Genomic DNA, 18406 nt, shown 5'->3' on the forward strand with positions numbered 1-18406 from the left:
ATAAAGTTAGCGGCGAAAACGAAGGATGGAAAACACACCCAAGATGACCACCACGATGGCCGCCGCCCAATACGGAAAAGTGACATCAACACTATAAAGCCAACCACCTAATAATGGGCCCACCACATAACCCAAACCTGGGGCCGCAGATAATAAACCCGCCAGAGCACCCTGCTCATGTGCCTCGACGGTCAACGTTGCACTGGCATTATAACCCGGCGCTGCCAATCCCATACCAAAACCAAAAACAGCCATAGCCACGGCCAACAGCTGAAAATCGACGCTGAACACTAACATTAAATAACCGATGGCCGCCACCGGTAAACCCAACATTAACAATCCCTGTGGTCGCCCCCGCCAACGCTGTACAACAATCAATTGCGCCACCAGCATAGCGCCGGAAGAGCACATCATACCGATGGAGAAATATTTCGCCGCCTCAACACTCGTCAGACCCAGCCTATCCTGAAAATAATAGCCCAAAGTCTGCTGCACCATCCCCATCATGGTAAACATCGACAAGCCAAGAAACAGGTAAATAGCAAAACGGGGATCAGAAAACTGCAGCTTACTTGTCTTACGTCCTAGGTTAGGCTGCGGACTCTGCGGTAAATAGAGCGCTATTACCAGCGCCACAGAGGCAGTAATCACCGCCTGAATATACAGTGGCGCCAAAAAACTGATGGTGGCAAACCAGGCCAAAGCTGGCCCTACCATAATGCCAATACCATTGGCAGCACTCAGCCGGCTGACACCCCGTGTACGTGTTGCCGGCGTCGTACAGTCAGCCATATAAGCCATCGACGCGGGGAAAGTCCCCGACATTACCAGCGAATGAGCTGCTCGACTGAGTAGCAACACTGCCAGCATCAGCCAACCACTGAGAATTGCCGCATAGGCCATATGCACCACGGCGTTAAACAACAACATACCGAAGGAATAACCGAGTAGGCCGATCAAAATCACTTTCTTACGGCCAATCACATCAGAACGACGTCCCCAGAAAGGGGTCACCAAGAAATATGTCAACGATGAGGTGGCAATCAAGGTGTTCACCAACAGCTCTGGCGGCGGGTTATATTGCCAAGCTCCGAAAGTGATCTGCCAATGCTCAGCAGCAAATAACTCCCTTCCCAGCATAGGGATGATCGCAAAGACAACCGTCTGCCCCATACCCATGGCAAAGGTAGCCAGCAATAATAAATTAAGACGGCCGCTGGGCATCTGGTCAGCGAGAGGGGCAGCCTCAGGGAAGGAATTAGACACGGATCTCTTCTTATCGTCATTAAAAACAGAAAGCTACAGCGATAGAATTTATAATTCAAGCAACCTTTTATCAAATCAGAAGCAAATCACCTCTTAGTGAAAGCAGCCTGTTCGACGATAACGCCTTCGACAACACAAGTTTAACCGCCATAATGTCACTTAAAGCGTTGGCAGCCTTACTAATTCCTGTTACTGTTAAAGAGTTCATAAAAACAAAATAAGAGTATGAATTATGCCGACTAAGACAGTGATTTTTATGTCGTTTATCATGGCATCCTGCTATTCCTTCGCCGACTGCATCGACCCCCAAACCCCCTCAGTCGTCGACGGCAATACCGCCAGCAAGGAAGCAATGATTGAGTACAAAAACAACATTAAAAACTATATGTTTCTCTCAAAGAGCTATCTCACCTGCCTTCAACAGGCTGAGCAGAGCGACGAGTTATCGAAGCCTAAAATTCAGGGCGGCTATACTGAACACTCTTCGAGTTATGTCGATAAAGTCAGCCAAATGGAAGCGGTGAAAAACGATTTCAAACAGCAGGTTAGCAACTTTAAAAGCCGCTAAACTGAATTGTCAGACTGCGACCAAACACCTCTATCCAGATAACCACAACGGGTATGCTGTATGTCTGAAACACAAATCACCCTCACAATCGCCGCCATCGGCGTTACCGGTTTCGCCTGCCAGTGGGCCGCCTGGCGACTAAAACTGCCCGCCATTTTATTGCTTCTGGTGGCCGGCATTCTGGCCGGCCCAGTCACCGGCCTGCTGACACCGAGTCATTTGTTTGGTGAACTATTATTCCCCCTGGTATCACTCTGTGTTGCCATAATTCTGTTTGAAGGCAGCCTGACACTTGAGTTTTCTGAACTCAAAGGCGTTGGCTCCGTGGTAAAGAATTTAATCAGCCTGGGCGCCCTATTCAGCTGGGGCAGCATTGCTGCCGCCTGTCATTTCTTACTCGGCTTCGACTGGGGGCTATCACTGCTGTTTGGTAGCCTGACTATTGTTACCGGCCCGACGGTCATCACCCCACTGTTAAGAACCGTGCGACCCAACAATAAAATTGCCAACATCCTACGCTGGGAGGGTATTCTCATCGACCCCATCGGCGCCCTGCTAGCCGTACTGGTCTACGAGTTTATGACGCTCAGCGGCGACAATGCCATCAGCCATACGCTGATTACCTTGTTTGAAATGATATTGATTGGCTTGACCAGCGGTATCGCCGCGGGCTGGGGGCTTTCTCGCATGCTGAAAAAACAGTGGCTACCGGAATACCTGCATAACATTGCCACGCTAAATATCATGCTGATGATTTTCGTACTATCCAATATGCTAGCCTCAGAATCCGGCTTATTATCGGTCACCGTTTTTGGTATTTGGCTGGCCAACGCCAAGGATATAAAAGTCGATCAAATTCTCCACTTCAAAGAAAACCTCACACTGTTCTTGATCTCCGGTTTATTTATTGTGCTGGCGGCCAGAATAGAGTGGCAGGACTTACTGGTTTTGGGCCTTCCCATGCTGGCACTGCTGATGGTTATTCAACTGTTGGTCCGCCCTTTGGCAGTCCTCATCAGCAGCATTGGCAGCTCGTTAAATTGGCGTGAAAAAGCCCTGCTTGCCTGGGTGGCTCCACGGGGCATTGTTGCCGCGGCTGTCAGTGCCTTATTTGCCCTCAAACTTGTCGAACGCGACCACCCTCATGCTCAGCTGCTCGTGGCGGCAACCTTCGCTGTTATTATAGCCACTGTTATTTTACAGAGCCTGACAGCGGCACAACTGGCCAAATGGCTGAAGGTTGCCGATCCATCACCCAGTGGTTTTCTGATAATCGGCGCCAATAATCTCGCCATCGACATCGGCTCGACATTGAACAAGGCGGGGTTTCGAGTACTGCTGGCTGATGCCAACTGGGATCATATCTCCGCCGCACGGTTAGCCGGCCTAGAGATATATTATGGCAACCCTCTATCGAGTCACGCAGAAGAGTATTTAGATTTAATTGGTATTGGGCATCTACTGGCGATCACACCCAATCGTCACCTTAACGTCATGGCCGGCATGCGCTTTATGCATGAACTCGGTCACCACAAGGTCTTTTGCATCAACAGCAACACCAACGACACGGCAAAGCTGAGAGCGGCGGATGATTACCGCGGCAAAACCCTGTTCAGCGGTCAGGTCAGTTACCGCCAACTGGCCAGCCTTCACGCTCAGGGAGCGACACTCAAAACGACCAAGCTTTCCGACGCCTATAGCTACCAACAATACCTCAGCCAGCAGGGCAACACGACGATTCCCATGTTTGCCATCGACGGCGAAAAACACATTCACGTCTTCGCCGAAGGCGGCGACATCAAACCCGACAGTGGCTGGTCAGTCATCAGCTTGGTTAGCAGCAAGAGTGCCGCCACCGACACCAACAGACTCGATAACGGCAAAACCACCTGACAGCTTAATCTATTGGCGAGACACTCTATTGGCCGGGAAAATACAGCTGAAGGTAGAGCCAACACCCTCCTCACTGCAGACCTGCAATTCGGCCCCGTGTCGCATCAAAACATGCTTAACAATCGCCAGACCAAGACCGGTTCCACCGGTGGCGATTGACCGGCTGGTATCCACCCGATAGAAACGCTCAGTCAACCGAGACAAATGCTCCTCGGCGATACCAAAACCATTATCAGAGACCGAAAAAATCGCGCCGCCCGCATCATTAAGCCGCCAATCGATACGAATAACGCCATCGTCATCGGTGTATTTACACGCATTTACCACCAAGTTATTCAGCGCGCTACGCACCTCTTTAAACTCACCAATCAAGCTGATCGAATCATCGACGTTGACTTCAAAAATCTTACCTTGACCGGCTCTGTGGACAGAGGCTTCCTCAGCCATCTCTCTTGAAATCGCCGCCACCGCAACCGGCGTATTCGAGTCCTCCTGCGGCACAGATTCCAACCGCGACAGCCACATCAAATCAGTAATCAGATGCTCCATCCGCTCAGCCTGCTCTTGCATTTGCAACAATGGCCGCTCCCAGCGCGAATTTTCACCCTCAATATGGGTTGAAATAACCTCTAAATAGCCCTTAATAACGGTCAGCGGTGTGCGCAACTCATGGGACATATTGCCGATAAAGTCTTGGCGAATTTTTTCGAGGTGGCGGATTTTTGAAATGTTTCGGACAAAAATAAGTCGGTTGCCGGCACCAAAAAAGGTCATACTAATACTTAAGGTAAGATGCGGTAAAACCGGTGAGGCTATCTCCAATGGCTCACCATATTCACAGCAATCAAAGTAGTCTATAAAGCATTTATCGCTGACCAGATTGACCAATAATTTGCGATAATGGCGCGGGAAACCCACGCCCAAAAATTCTGCTGCCGCCTTGTTAGACCAGGTTAAACTGCCCCCTGCCGCAACCACTATGACGCCATCAGACAGCGATGATGCCGCCTCCTGCAGATAACTTTCCGCCACACTCAAGCGGCGGCTCTGTTCAACATGCCGCGTCCGCAGGCGGCTATAATCCATTGCCACCTCTCGCATCATGCCGAATTTTTTATCCGCAGAAGAGAGATCACTAATCCCCTCAGTATCTTCTAACCAACGTCTTAATCGATGAATCCGAAAAAGATAATCGGCAATAAAACACAGACTGCCAATTAACATCGCCAAGGCGAGTTCGCCCGTCATGCCGCCAACAACGGCAATAGGAATCAAAAACAATAAAACACGAAGTACTTCGCGGTTGAACGCTGGTTGGTAGTTCACTCAATCATCTCAATTTTAAAAGCATAAATAACTGGCGATATCGCCCAATCACTGGACTGACTCAACCACCACACCCTGCTCTGAAAAACGGTAGCCAGCGCCACGGACAGTTTGAATATACTGACCAAAATCACGACCATCATCCAACAACAACGCCTTGCGCAGACGGCGAATATGGACATCGACAGTGCGTTCTTCAACATAGACGTTACCACCCCAAACACGGTCGAGTAACTGGGCACGGGAATAGACACGCTCTTGGTGGGTCATAAAAAAGTTGAGCAAACGGTACTCTGTCGGCCCCAGATTAATACTGCTATTGGCCAACGTGACACGGTGGCTGTCCGGCTCCATCACCAACTCACCGACAGAAATTTTATCACTCTGAGCAACACCGGCACTGCGGCGCAACACCGCATTGACACGGGCGATTAACTCGCGGGGCGAAAATGGCTTGGTAATATAATCATCGACACCGCCCTCAAGACCTTGAATCTTATTTCCCTCATCGGCCTTGGCAGTCAGCATGATGACCGGCACATCCTTGGTGGCCTCATCCTTCTTCAGCCGGCGTACCAATTCGATCCCACTGGTGCCTGGCAACATCCAGTCCAGCAAGACCAACTGAGGTAATTCATCGACAATCAGGCCATGGGCCTCAATGGCGTCGGCGGCCTCTACACAGTCAAAGCCGGACAATTCTAGGTTCATTCTTAACATTTCACGAATTGCGGCTTCATCGTCCACAATCAGAATTTTGGCACTGGTCATAGTTTACTCTCCAAACAATGAACGCATTAAATACTGAATAGATGAACATTTAACGACATTTTTGTGACAGCCTCATTACAACCTAAATATAATGCTAATCGAATATGACGGTTTTATTACCCTGCACCACTATGCGGTCTTGCAGGTGCGCACGTAACCCCCTGGCTAAGACTTGCTGCTCCACATCCTTACCCAAGCGCACCATGTCCTCCTTGCTGTCACGGTGGCTGACGCGGATCACATCCTGATCCAGTATCGGCCCCTCATCGAGCTGCTCGGTCACATAGTGGCAGGTTGCGCCGACCAGCTTAACACCCCGGTCGAAGGCCTTCTGATAAGGGTTGGCGCCGACAAAAGAGGGCAAGAAACTGTGATGGATATTGATCATTCGGCCATGGTACTGCTGACAAAGACTGGCGGGGATGATTTGCATATAGCGAGCCAACACCACCACATCCGGTGCCATGGTGGCTAACGTGGCCTCCACCTCGGCATTCGCCTCGGCTTTTTCACGGTCTTTAAAGTTAATAAAGTGATAGGGGATTTTGTGCCACTCGACCATCGACCGGAGATTCTCATGATTGGCCACCACACCCACAATGTCACACTCAAGCTCACCACTGTGCCAACGGTGCAAGATATCAGCCAAACAGTGAGAGGCATGGGAGGCCATCAAAACGACCTTCTTGCGCACATCGGAGTCACTGAATTGCCACTGCATGTCAAAACCATCGGCGAGCACAGCAAAGTCCGCGCGGAATTGCTCGCTATCCACCGACAGGCTTTGCGCTAAGATCTCGCTGCGCATAAAGAATTGCCCCGTATCGCGGTCGGCGTGATAGTTAGCCTCAGTCATCCAACCGCCGCGCTGGGCAATAAAATCACTGACCGCCGCAACAATCCCTACTTTATCGGGGCATGAGATCAACAATCGAATAGTACGATCCATAAAAAAACCTTTTGTTATCATTTACTCACTGGCATCTGCCCTGCCATTCATTAACGTTATTATATGCCTTGCACGGTCTCGCCTCCACCGTTGTCGGTCACCATGACAATTTATTGACACAATGATCAGCTATTTTCACCAGGCAATGACCCGCATCATGATATTTTCGCCAGATTCTATCTCTTTAGCCATAATAGGCGTATAATATGCGCCCACTTTGTAAGCTATCGGTCACTTCGCCTTATGTCAGCCGCCACCTCACTTTTTTCCTACCGCAAACACTGGGCGGAATGCTTTGGTCCCGCTCCCTTCCTGCCCATGAGCAGAAAGGAAATGGACGACTTAGGCTGGGATAGCTGCGATGTCATCATCGTTACCGGCGATGCCTATGTCGACCACCCCAGTTTTGGCATGGCTGTTATCGGGCGTTTACTGGAGGCTCAGGGTTTTCGTGTCGGCATTATTTCTCAGCCCGACTGGACCAAGAAAGAAGACTTTATGACCCTCGGCAAGCCCAATTTATTCTGGGGTATTGCCTCGGGTAATATGGACTCGATGATCAATCGCTATACCGCCGATAAAAAACTGCGCCACGACGATGCCTATACCGCCGGTAATGTCGGCGGTAAACGCCCTGACCGCGCCGTCACCGTCTACGCCCAAAAGGTTCGCGAGTGTTACAAGGGCGTGCCTGTAGTCATCGGCTCGATAGAAGCCAGCCTGCGCCGTATCGCCCATTATGATTACTGGAGCGATACCGTCAAACGCTCGGTACTGGTCGATTCCAAGGCCGACATGCTGCTCTATGGTAACGCCGACAGAGCCATTGTCGATGTCGCTCACCGCCTCAACAATGGCGAGACCATCGGCCAAATACGCGACATTCGTGGCACCGCCTATATCGCCAAAGAACTGCCCAAGGGCTGGGTCGAGATAGACTCCACCGATGTCGACCGCCCCGGCAAGGTCGACACCTTACACAGCCCCTATCAGACCGAAGAAGAGACCGAAGGCTGCGTCAAGAATGACGCTGACGCGGCAATGCCAGCCGAGGAAGAGGTTCAGGTACTGAAGATCTTCGACCTCAACCCACCGAAGGATGTCGCACCCCGCGACCGCAGTTTTGTCCGCATCCCCAGTTTTGAAACCGTCAGCAAAGACCCGGTTCTGTATGCCCACGCCTCGCGCGTGCTGCACCTTGAAACCAACCCCGGCAACGCCCGCGCCCTGGTTCAGCGCCACGGTAACCGAGATGTTTGGTTGACCCCCCCACCGATTCCGCTGACCACCGACGAACTCGACGGCGTCTTCGCCCTGCCCTATGCCCGCAACCCACATCCGGTTTATCAGGGTAAGAAAATTACCGCCTTTGAGATGATCCGCTTCTCAATCAACATTATGCGTGGCTGCTTTGGTGGCTGTAGTTTCTGCTCGATTACCGAACACGAGGGGCGCATTATCCAAAACCGCTCTGAGGATTCGATTATTGCCGAGGTCGAGGCCATCCGAGATAAGACCGAGGGCTTTACCGGCACCATCTCCGACCTCGGCGGACCGACTGCCAATATGTGGCGACTGGCCTGTAAGAGTAAGGAGATTGAGGAAAGCTGTCGCCGCCTGAGTTGTGTCCACCCCGGCATCTGTAAAAACCTCAAAACCGATCAGACACCGCTGATCAGCCTCTATCGTCGCGCTCGAAATGTCAGCGGCGTTAAGCGTGTGCTGATTGCCTCTGGTCTGCGCTACGACCTGGCCGTCAAGACACCAGAATATGTCGAAGAGCTGGTGACTCACCACGTCGGTGGCTACCTTAAAATTGCCCCCGAGCATACTGAAGACGGCCCCCTGTCAAAGATGATGAAGCCAAGCATCGAGAGCTACGATGCTTTTAAGAAAATGTTCGAGAAATACTCCAAAGCTGCGGGCAAAGAACAATATTTGATCCCCTATTTTATTGCCGCCCACCCCGGCACCACCACCGAGGATATGATGAACCTGGCGCTGTGGCTCAAGGGTAATGGCTTTAGAGCTGATCAGGTACAGGCGTTTTATCCTTCACCGATGGCCAACGCCACCACCATGTATCACAGCGAGCGTAACCCGCTAAACGCCATCAGCCGCAACCGTGGTGAGGAAGTGATCACCGCCAAGGGTCTTCGCGCTCGCCGCTTGCACAAGGCCTTCCTGCGCTACCATGATGCCGATAACTGGCCAATGCTGCGTGAGGCACTGACAGAGATGGGCCGAACCGATCTGATCGGCAACAGCAAAAAACATCTGATCCCCCGTGAGCAGCCTCGCAGCTGGGTACTGGAGCAGGCCAAAAAAGGTAAGCATATTGCCACCCAGCATAACGGCCTACCGCGCAACCCGCGTGACAACAACAGCAGCAGCGACCGCCGCAAGAGCAAAAAGACCGGCACCGGTCCCAATGCGGCCTCGGTGAACCGAACCAGCAACAATCACTACAGTGATGGTGAAGGTCCAGCTCGCAACACTAACAGCCGTGGCAAAAAACGTGTTAATACCAGCAAGCCGGCCCGGGGCAACTTCCGCCGCCGCTAGTGTTATCAGCACCATAAAAAAGGCCTGCACCCCTGGGTGTCGGCCTTTTTTTATGATGCTTACCAGCCAGCCTTACAACAACTCTCTCGGCACTTGAACTCTCATCGACAACAACATCTGCCCCAGCGTTTTGCCCTGGGCATCAACCTGTATCGATGCCGTCCCGCCACCACCTAGTGCTTGTGTTAGCAAAAAGTTTAGGGCATCAAACCCCGGTATTTCAAAACGCGTGACCTCACCTTTGATGGTATGGGCAAAGTAATCAGCCAAGGCCTGCTCGGTGAGTTGTTGCTTTAATATCGGTAAGTATTCCGGTTTGCGGGCAATAACACCTATATTGGCATTATCGCCCTTGTCGCCACTACGAGCATAGGCCAGAGTTTCAAGGCTGACCTCTACCCAATCCTGTTGCGGCGTTGCGGCAGTTACCTGCTCAGCGCTCAGCATGATAACACCAGCACTGGCAGATTCTGACTGCTGCTGAGTCTCATAACAACGCTCGATAATTGTTTCGCTACCAAGCTGGACAGTAACCGGCACATCACCCTTACTGATCAAGGTTGAATGCACCCGCATCAATGGCTGAGGTTTGGCACGGCCTGCACCAAAGGCCGTCATGCCCGGCGCCCCTGAGGTGGCGAGATAAGCCAATTCCGCCGAGGCGAAGTTTAACGCTTCACGACTATCATGATGTAGACCAAATTTACCCATCGCCTCTCGCGTCTTGTTAGCCTCACCGTGGGGACCATAGGTGTCCTCGGCGCCAACAATCTCGATGCTTACTCGGCGGTAACCGGGCAGGCCTTTTTGCTTTATCGCCTTCTCGGTGCGTCGCACCCAGGCATCCAACCCTACCCTCGCCTTGTCGGCAACACGCAGACCGGCAATATAGAACGAGCCAATCAGACGATACCCATCGACATAAGTGGCACAGACTTTATAGTCATTACCCGGCGCACGCCCCTTGGCATTGCTGACCCGAACCTGATCCTTGGCCACTTGCTCCAAGGCAACATTACTCCAATCACAGAACACGTCAGGTAACAGATAGTTGGCGGGGTCACCGATCTCATAGACGATTTGTTCAGCCACCGTGGCCACTGTGACCATGCCGCCGGTTGCTGGCGGTATGCTGACCACAAAGCTGCCATCCTCGCTGACCTCCGCTATCGGATAACTCATATCGGAAAAATCTGGCACCAGATGCCAGTCGGTAAAGTTACCGCCAGTACACTGAGCGCCACACTCAAGTACATGACCAACCAACGAGCCCTGAGACAACTTATCATATTCGTTATGCTGCCAACCGAACTCATGCATCAGCGGCGCCAGCATCACTGCACTGTCCACAACCCGACCGGTAACAATCACATCGGCACCCGCGTCCAGCGCATCGGCGATCGGTCGTGCCCCTAAATAAGCGTTAATACTGGCGAGTTTTTCTGGCAACACCTCACCACTCTGCGCCTCGCTCATCGCCTGATGGTCTAGCTGTGTTGTCATCGGCGCCAAGTTGTCGCCGTAGACACCGGCTATTTTTAGTGAAATATTGAGTTCTTCACACAGCTGCTGCAGTGCCGAAATACAACTCGGCACGTTAACACCGCCAGCATTGGCAATCACCTTAATACCTTTTTTGGCACAATCGGCCAAAACATCCCGCATCGCCACGGTGACAAAGTCGACGGCATAGCCGTAGTTTTCGTTTTTCATTTTTGCCCGAGACAAAATAGCCATGGTCACTTCGGCGAGATAATCAAACACCAGATACTCAATATCCCCCTTGTCGACAAGCTGTCTGGCCGACAGCTGACTGTCGCCATAAAAGGCCGAGGCACAACCAATTCTTACTTTTTTATCACTCATCATCTCACCCTTACTCGCTGTCGCTAACAGCAATATTGACCAGTAATTGCTTGGACTTCACCTGTTGTCCAGCCTGTGCTGAAATCGATTCGACAACGCCACTAACCGCCGCTTTCAAGCGGTGTTCCATCTTCATGGCCTCGAGTATAACCATCGTCTGCCCCTCCTCCACCACCTGACCAAGCTCAACCATTACCTCGACAATAGCGCCATCCATCGACGCCTTCACCTGGCCGCTACCGGCGCCGCCGGCGGCAACTGCCGGTAAATGCGCGACATCGTCAAAACGGAAATGGCCACGGCCGTCGTCGAGATACAGGCTGTGGCCGTCGAAGGCATAGGCATAACTATTGCGCACACCGTCTTCGCTCATGACACACTGGAAATCGTCTGTGCTGTGCAACTCAATCGAGATCGTTTGATCCAGGGCTTTAATCACATAACGCTGCTGATCTGCCAGTAACGTGACGCTGTAAGGTTTACCGTCGAATTCCAATTTGGCTAGGTAGCGCTTACCGGCCGAACTACTCCAGTTGGCCGCGCGATATTGCTGCTGCGCGACTGCCCCGCGCTGACAATATAAAACTGCCGCCCGCGCCAATGTCGCTGCGCTTGGCGTCGTCTCAGTCATCGAGCTGTCAGCACTGAAATGCTGTTCGATAAAGGCAGTGGTCGCCTCACCGGCGGCAAAGACCGAATGGCGCAACACCCGCTGCAGAAACAGCTTATTATGGTTGACCCCTAGCAACTGCGTGTCCTCAACCGCCGAGGCTAGTCGACGAATGGCAATATCACGATTCTCGCCAAAGGCAATAACCTTGGCCAGCATGGGGTCGTAAAATGGGCTGACGACCTGCCCCTGCTGAATACCATGATCGACACGAATACCCTCACGTGCTGGGTTTTCATCCACCGGTGTCTGCCACTGCACAACCTGACCAGTCTGCGGCATAAAGTCGTTGCGCGGATCCTCGGCATACAACCGCACTTCGACGGCGTGACCGGTTAAGGTCACCTGATCCTGAGTCAGTGGTAACGGCTCGCCCGCGGCCACTCTCAGCTGCCATTCGACGAGGTCGAGACCGGTTATTAATTCGGTGACGGGGTGCTCAACCTGTAGCCGAGTATTCATTTCTAAAAAATAAAAATTCTTATCGGCATCGACTAAAAACTCTACCGTACCGGCGCCGCGATAATCACAGGATTTAGCCGCATCAACCGCCGCCACCCCCATCCGCTGACGCAGCCCCTCATCGACAAATGGCGAGGGGGCCTCCTCGACCACTTTTTGATGGCGACGCTGAATCGAGCAATCGCGCTCGCCGAGATAGACACAGTTGCCATGGTTGTCGGCAAAGACTTGAATCTCGATATGACGAGGTTCCAAAACGGCCCGTTCCAGAATCAATTCGCCGCTGCCGAAGGCGGTCAATGCCTCGGAACGAGCAGTGCTGATACTCTCATCGAGCTCACTGGCATCGAAGACTAAACGCATACCACGGCCGCCACCACCTGCGGAGGCCTTGACCATCAGAGGAAAGCCAACCTCTGCGGCCTTCTCAAGCAGACAGTTTAGCTCTTGATTTTCACCTTGATAGCCGGGAATACAGGGCACACCGGCTTGCAACATGGCAATTTTTGATAACCGCTTGCTGCCCATCAGTTCGATGGCAGCAGCATCGGGACCGATAAAGGTAATGCCGGCATCGCTACAGGCCTGTGAAAAAGCCGCATTCTCCGACAAAAAACCGTAACCGGGGTGAACAGCATCGGCACCGGTCAGTGTTGCCGCGGCAATGATTTTATCGGCCACTAAATACGATTCGCCAACATTGGCTGCGCCAATACAAACGGCTTGGTCGGCTTCACCGACATGCAGCGCACCGGCATCGGCCTCACTGTAGACGGCGACTGTACGAAAACCGAGTTTGCGCGCGCTACGGATAACCCGCACGGCGATCTCACCTCGGTTAGCGATTAATATTTTATTTATTTTTTTCATAATTCAGCTCGTTTACCACGATAAATATAAGCGGGTAGCGTTTACTCTGCCCATGCTGGCAGGCGTTTTTCTAAAAACGCTCTAGTCCCTTCTTGCCCCTCCGGGCCGCGCATAGAATCGCAGAACAGATCGGCGGCCTGATCGAGTAACGCCTCTTGCTCGACATGGCCCACCTGCAACATCAATTGTTTGGTCATCGCATTGGCCTCCGGTGCGCAGCGCCTTACGCTGGCTAATACCATCTGCAATTTTTCTGTCATGGCTTCAGCACCGTCGGTGACAAAATGCACAATGCCTAATTGTCGTGCTTGCTCACCATTGATACGCTCTCCCAACAACGCCAAACGTCGCGCCTGGGTTAAACCGATCCGTGTCACCACAAACGGGGCAATTTGTGCGGGAATAATGCCCAGCCCAGTTTCCGGCATGGCGAATTTTGCTTTTTTATCTGCTATCGCAACATCAGAGATGCAGGCCAGCCCAAAGCCACCCCCTAATACCGAACCCTCACACAGGGTAATCACCACCTGAGGTGCGCTGTTAGCCTTAGTTATCATGTGACCAAAGACCCGGTTAAAATCCCATACCGCTTTCGCCGCAGTGGCCTCATCCTGCGCGTCACTGTTCATGCCAGAGATATCACCACCAGCGCAAAAATGACCGCCCTCACCGCGTATCACAATGGCTCGAACACTGCGGTCATCTGCCACCGCATCGAATACTGCCATCACTTCTTTGACCAGTGCACTGTTCATTGCATTGCGTTTCTTTGGGCGGTTAAGGCTAATCGTTAGCACACCGCCATCAGTGTCAAGTAACAGCTCCTGACAGGTGGGTAAATTCATCATGATACTCCTCTAGAAACGGGCAATGCCGAAGTTATTGCTATTGACGCAACGCTGATCCGCCTCGCGGCAGACACTCAACACAAAGCCAATAATAGCCCGAGTATCGCGAGGGTCTATGATGCCGTCATCCCACAATCTGGCGGTGTTAGCCAGCGCGTGAGACTTCGATTCCATGCTGGTAATTGTCTGTTGTTCAAGCCCATCCAACATGGCTTCATCAACCTTGCCGGCTCTGGCCATTTTTGCCGCCGCAATGGTCCGCATGACACTGCCCGCCTGCGGCGGCCCCATCACCGACACAACAGTGCGCGGCCAGGCGAACATAAAGCGTGGCCCAATGCCGCGACCGCACATGGCATAGTTACCGGCGCCGTATGAACCTCCCACGACGACACTGATTTTTGGCACGGTGGCGTTGGTTACCGCTTGAATTAATTTGGCGCCATGTTTAATAATGCCGGCCTGCTCAGATTCGGTGCCGACTAAAAAGCCTGTGGTATTATGCAAAAATAATATTGGTGTACCCGACTGCTCGCAGAGCTGAACAAACTGCCCCGCCTTAGCCGCACCGTTAGCAGTAATCGGGCCGTTGTTGCCAATCACGCCACAGGGGTACCCCTGCATATCGATGTGACCACAAACCGTGCCAATATCGTAGTCGGCTTTGAAATCGACAAAGTCAGAACCGTCGCCAATACGACCAATAATTTCGCGGACATCGTAGGGCACCTTAGCATCCTCGGGCACCACACCGAGCAGCTCCTGAGCCCCATAGGCAGGTTCTAAATAGTCTGTTTTTACCGTGTTGCTGACCTTGCCAGGCCAGCCGAGTTTGGCGGTGACTTCACGGGCGATACGAATACCGTCGGCATCGTTCTCGGCTAAGTAATCGGCAGTACCTGCCACCTCACTGTGCATTTCAGCGCCGCCGATTTCTTCGTCGGTGGCAATTTCGCCGGTGGCCGCTTTCAATAATGGAGGACCAGCCAAATACACCGTCGATTGCTTGCGTATCATGATGACATAATCAGAGAGCCCGGGTTGATAGGCTCCACCAGCAGTGGCACTGCCGTGAACCACGGTAATCTGCGGAATACCGGCCGCCGATAGCTTCGCCTGGGTGGCAAATCCTGCACCGGAAAAAGCAAACCAATCACCCAGTTGCTGCAGGTTGCCGCCGCCACTCTGGGCCAGCGTCACCAATGGTAATTTATTATCGAGGGCGATCTCCATCATGCGCTGACGCTTGGTACTGCCCAACTGCGAGATGCTGCCGCCCTTGGTCAGGTAGTCATCAACCATGACCATGCAGCGGGTACCGCTGACATAGCCAATACCGCTGATACAACCGCCGCCAGCGGCGGAGCCATCGGTGTCATCCTCCTGCATATAGCCACAAAGCGTCGATAGCTCTAAAAACGGTGCGCCAGCATCCAGCAACTGGCTGAGACGCTCTCGTGGCGGCAACAATCCTTTCTTAATATAGCGAGGCGCCTTGGCCTCGGCGGCATCGATCACCCGCTGCTCGATGTCTCTGAATGCCTGGGTAGAAGACGCCATTACTGCGGCGTTACTGTGGAACTGCTCAGACTGATTGTCCAGCTGTGTTTCAATCACGGCCATCACTGCCACCTGTCTTTAATCATTGTTATTTAACGGCTATTGTCGTTATAAGGAATTGCTGGTGTGTTTATCATAGCTCGGTGAATACGAGGGTGCATTCACCGAGGCAACACCCAATAGACGGCTTGCTTACTACTTTCTCTTGCCGGAAATGCCCAACTGCTTGGCAATAATACCCAGCATGACCTCATCGGCACCGCCGCCAATAGAAGACAGTCGGGTATCACGGTAGGCGCGAGACACCGAGTTATCCCACATAAAGCCCATACCGCCCCAGTACTGTAGGCAGGCATCGGTCACCTCCCGTACTAAGCGACCGGTTTTAAGCTTGGCCATCGAGGCCTTGAGAGTGACATCATCGCCATGGATATAATCCTCAACGGCACAATAGACCAGTGCTCGCAGCGCCTCGACCTCGGTTTGCAATTCGCTGAGGCGAAAGGCAACCGCCTGATTAGCAATAATTGGCTTACCGAAGGCCTGACGCTGAGAGGTGTACTCGATGGTGTCTTGAATACAATATTCCATGGTTTTTAAGTTGCCGGCAGCAACAAACATGCGCTCTTCTTGGAACTGCTGCATCTGGTAGACAAAGCCCATACCCTCGTCGCCAATAAGGTTAGCCTGCGGCACACGTACGTCGTCGAAGAATATCTGTGCGGTGTCGGAGGAATGCATGCCGAGCTTTTTCAACGGCTCAGAAAAACTAACACCCGGGGTGTTGGTCGGTACAATCACCAACGACTTATTCATGTGGATATTATCGCCGCCGGTATTGACCAACAGACAGAGGTAATCGGCCTGAGTGGCGTTGGTAATCCACATCTTGGTGCCATTAATGACATAGTCATCGCCATCTTTCACGGCTGTAGTCTTGATCGCTGCCACATCTGAGCCAGCTTGTGGCTCACTGACTGCGACGGAAAAGACTGCCTCGCCACGGATCGCCTTGGCCAGGTACTTTTGGCGTAGTTCATCGCTGCCAAAGCGCGCCAGTGCGGGCGTCGCCATGTCGGTCTGTACACCAATGGCCATCGATACGCCGCCGCATCGAATACGTCCCAGCTCTTCAGAAAAGATAATTTGGTAGCTGTAATCCAGCCCCATGCCGCCATATTCTTCCGGCTTGGCAATGCCCAGCAAACCTAAGTCGCCCATTTTCTTAAACAATGCGTGAGCGGGGAAAATGCCCTGCTCCTCCCATTCCTCGACGTAGGGGTTGATTTCCTTATCGATAAACTGGCGAATTGTTTGACGGATTGCCTGGTGTTCTTCTGTAAAACGCATATGAAACCACTCTTAACGATTATTATTATTGCCTGCCCGCATAACAACACCCTATATACGCTAAGGGGTATAGTGAGCCAGCCAATCGGGCTGATCAAATAGTACGACAAACACCCAATGGTTACACTGTCACCATCTGTGTATTGGGTGAAAAAATATACGTCTATGTCGGGATTCGTGAGAATCATCCACCGACGAGACATATGCAACTATTTTCATAGCGATTACAATAAAGCTTATCGTTAAGAACAGCAACTTTTTATCGGCCCAACAAATTGCGGGCAATCACCTCCTTCATAATTTCAGAGCTGCCGCCATAGATAGTTTGTACACGGGCATCACGATAAAAACGTGAGATGGGGTACTCATCGGTATATCCGTAGCCGCCAAATAATTGCAGACATTCATTGACCATACGCAACTGCATCTCTGTCGTGGCCAGTTTGATCAACGCAGCGTCTTCACCGGTCATCTCGCCGCGGGCAAACTTCAGCGTGTGTTTTTCCAACAGTGCCCGCGACATTTCAAGCTCTGTTTTACACTCGGCAAGTTTGAAGCGGGTATTTTGAAATTGGCTGACTTGCTGACCAAAGGCCTTGCGCTCCTGCACATAGGCGGCGGTGAGATCCAGCGCACCCTGGGCATGACCGACGGCCTGTACCGCACAACCTAAGCGTTCACGGGGCAGCTCCTCCATCATATGAAAGAAGCCTCTGCCCTCCTCACCGAGCAAGGCTGAGGCCGGCACGCGCAAGTTGTCGAAGAACAATTCGGCAGTATCACTACAATGTTGACCGATTTTTTCGATCTGTTTACCCGTGGCAAAACCAGGCAACGAGGTATCGACCAGAAACAGGGAAATACCCTTGGCACCAGCAGCGGCATCCGTTTTTGCTGCTAAAACGACGAGACCGGCCTGCATGCCGTTGGTAATAAACGTTTTAGAGCCATTGATGACAAACTCATCACCATCGCGGGTCGCCGAGGTGCGCATACCAGCCAAATCACTGCCGGCACCGGGTTCGGTCATCGCCAACGCACCAATCACCTCTCCCGAGGCCATCTTAGGCAGCCACTGCTGCTTTTGCTGCTCCGTGCCCAGGTTGTTGATATAGGGCCCGACAATATTGGTATGAATGCCATAGGCGGTGCTAAGGCCATGGAAGCCCCTGTGGTTCATCTCTTCCTGAATCATCATGCAAACCGCGAAGCTGGCACCGGCACCGCCATACTGCTCCGGCATATCGACAATCAATAAACCGGCCTCAGCCATCACCATCCAAAAATCACGGTCAATCAGGTGATTTTTCTCCCAAGCCTCATATTTCGGCGTCACTTCTTTATCTAAGAAGCGAACCACCATATCGCGAAACAATGCCAACTCTTCGTTATGTTCACTCATTGTCTAACTCTCTCCCGCTGTATTGCTATCACTTTAAGCG

At 52.2% G+C, this 18406-nt stretch carries 13 protein-coding genes; 3 read left to right on the forward strand and 10 right to left on the reverse strand.

From position 1 onward, the window contains the following. Positions 1-6 precede the first annotated feature (6 nt). Positions 7-1266 (reverse strand): MFS transporter, encoded by a 1260-nt coding sequence (locus L9P87_RS03165; RefSeq protein WP_237443225.1) that lies wholly within the window; start codon positions 1264-1266, stop codon positions 7-9. 232 nt (positions 1267-1498) lie between these two features. Here L9P87_RS03165 and L9P87_RS03170 point away from each other — a divergent pair, with 232 nt between their 5' ends. After that, on the forward strand, positions 1499-1834 hold the full coding sequence (locus L9P87_RS03170) for a hypothetical protein (RefSeq protein WP_237443226.1): 336 nt from the start codon (positions 1499-1501) through the stop codon (positions 1832-1834). A gap of 60 nt (positions 1835-1894) precedes the next feature. Then, positions 1895-3727: a cation:proton antiporter gene (locus L9P87_RS03175; protein WP_237443227.1), complete on the forward strand. Its 1833-nt coding sequence runs from the start codon at positions 1895-1897 to the stop codon at positions 3725-3727. A gap of 9 nt (positions 3728-3736) precedes the next feature. Here L9P87_RS03175 and phoR read toward each other — a convergent pair whose 3' ends face one another. From phoR to purU, 3 genes are all read right to left on the reverse strand, one after another. Continuing rightward, complete coding sequence (gene phoR / locus L9P87_RS03180) at positions 3737-5053, reverse strand: phosphate regulon sensor histidine kinase PhoR (RefSeq protein ID WP_237443228.1); 1317 nt, start codon at positions 5051-5053, stop codon at positions 3737-3739. 48 nt (positions 5054-5101) lie between these two features. Then, positions 5102-5824: a phosphate regulon transcriptional regulator PhoB gene (phoB, locus tag L9P87_RS03185; RefSeq protein ID WP_237443229.1), complete on the reverse strand. Its 723-nt coding sequence runs from the start codon at positions 5822-5824 to the stop codon at positions 5102-5104. Positions 5825-5918: 94 nt separating this feature from the next. Continuing rightward, complete coding sequence (gene purU / locus L9P87_RS03190; RefSeq protein WP_237443230.1) at positions 5919-6773, reverse strand: formyltetrahydrofolate deformylase; 855 nt, start codon at positions 6771-6773, stop codon at positions 5919-5921. Between the two features lie 243 nt (positions 6774-7016). Here purU and L9P87_RS03195 point away from each other — a divergent pair, with 243 nt between their 5' ends. Beyond that, complete coding sequence (locus L9P87_RS03195; protein WP_237443231.1) at positions 7017-9338, forward strand: YgiQ family radical SAM protein; 2322 nt, start codon at positions 7017-7019, stop codon at positions 9336-9338. Positions 9339-9410: 72 nt separating this feature from the next. Here the strand turns inward: L9P87_RS03195 and L9P87_RS03200 are convergent, their stop codons facing one another. The 6 genes from L9P87_RS03200 to L9P87_RS03225 form a co-directional block, all read right to left on the reverse strand. Next, a complete protein-coding gene (locus L9P87_RS03200; protein WP_237443232.1) occupies positions 9411-11204 on the reverse strand; it encodes an acyclic terpene utilization AtuA family protein in 1794 nt (597 codons plus the stop codon). A gap of 10 nt (positions 11205-11214) precedes the next feature. Continuing rightward, positions 11215-13206, reverse strand: coding sequence for an acetyl/propionyl/methylcrotonyl-CoA carboxylase subunit alpha (locus L9P87_RS03205; RefSeq protein ID WP_237443233.1), 1992 nt, complete (start codon positions 13204-13206; stop codon positions 11215-11217). 41 nt (positions 13207-13247) lie between these two features. Further along, on the reverse strand, positions 13248-14054 hold the full coding sequence (locus L9P87_RS03210; RefSeq protein WP_237443234.1) for an enoyl-CoA hydratase/isomerase family protein: 807 nt from the start codon (positions 14052-14054) through the stop codon (positions 13248-13250). 9 nt (positions 14055-14063) lie between these two features. Beyond that, complete coding sequence (locus tag L9P87_RS03215; protein ID WP_237443235.1) at positions 14064-15677, reverse strand: acyl-CoA carboxylase subunit beta; 1614 nt, start codon at positions 15675-15677, stop codon at positions 14064-14066. A gap of 132 nt (positions 15678-15809) precedes the next feature. Next, entirely contained in the window at positions 15810-16964 is a 1155-nt protein-coding gene (locus L9P87_RS03220; protein WP_237443236.1) for an acyl-CoA dehydrogenase family protein, read from the reverse strand. Positions 16965-17223: 259 nt separating this feature from the next. Then, positions 17224-18366, reverse strand: coding sequence for an acyl-CoA dehydrogenase family protein (locus L9P87_RS03225; RefSeq protein ID WP_237443237.1), 1143 nt, complete (start codon positions 18364-18366; stop codon positions 17224-17226). Positions 18367-18406: the final 40 nt, after the last annotated feature.

It is taken from the genome of Sinobacterium norvegicum (assembly GCF_923077115.1).
GTDB classification, from domain to species: Bacteria; Pseudomonadota; Gammaproteobacteria; order Pseudomonadales; family Sinobacteriaceae; genus Sinobacterium; species Sinobacterium norvegicum.

Coding starts and splice junctions, on each gene's coding strand:
- L9P87_RS03215 (WP_237443235.1), bottom strand. CDS start 15,677: ATGGCCGTGATTGAAACACAGCTGGACAATCAGTCTGAGCAGTTCCAC.
- L9P87_RS03210 (WP_237443234.1), bottom strand. CDS start 14,054: ATGATGAATTTACCCACCTGTCAGGAGCTGTTACTTGACACTGATGGC.
- purU (WP_237443230.1), bottom strand. CDS start 6,773: ATGGATCGTACTATTCGATTGTTGATCTCATGCCCCGATAAAGTAGGG.
- L9P87_RS03170 (WP_237443226.1), top strand. CDS start 1,499: ATGCCGACTAAGACAGTGATTTTTATGTCGTTTATCATGGCATCCTGC.
- L9P87_RS03200 (WP_237443232.1), bottom strand. CDS start 11,204: ATGAGTGATAAAAAAGTAAGAATTGGTTGTGCCTCGGCCTTTTATGGC.
- L9P87_RS03175 (WP_237443227.1), top strand. CDS start 1,895: ATGTCTGAAACACAAATCACCCTCACAATCGCCGCCATCGGCGTTACC.
- phoB (WP_237443229.1), bottom strand. CDS start 5,824: ATGACCAGTGCCAAAATTCTGATTGTGGACGATGAAGCCGCAATTCGT.
- L9P87_RS03205 (WP_237443233.1), bottom strand. CDS start 13,206: ATGAAAAAAATAAATAAAATATTAATCGCTAACCGAGGTGAGATCGCC.
- L9P87_RS03220 (WP_237443236.1), bottom strand. CDS start 16,964: ATGCGTTTTACAGAAGAACACCAGGCAATCCGTCAAACAATTCGCCAG.
- L9P87_RS03225 (WP_237443237.1), bottom strand. CDS start 18,366: ATGAGTGAACATAACGAAGAGTTGGCATTGTTTCGCGATATGGTGGTT.
- L9P87_RS03195 (WP_237443231.1), top strand. CDS start 7,017: ATGTCAGCCGCCACCTCACTTTTTTCCTACCGCAAACACTGGGCGGAA.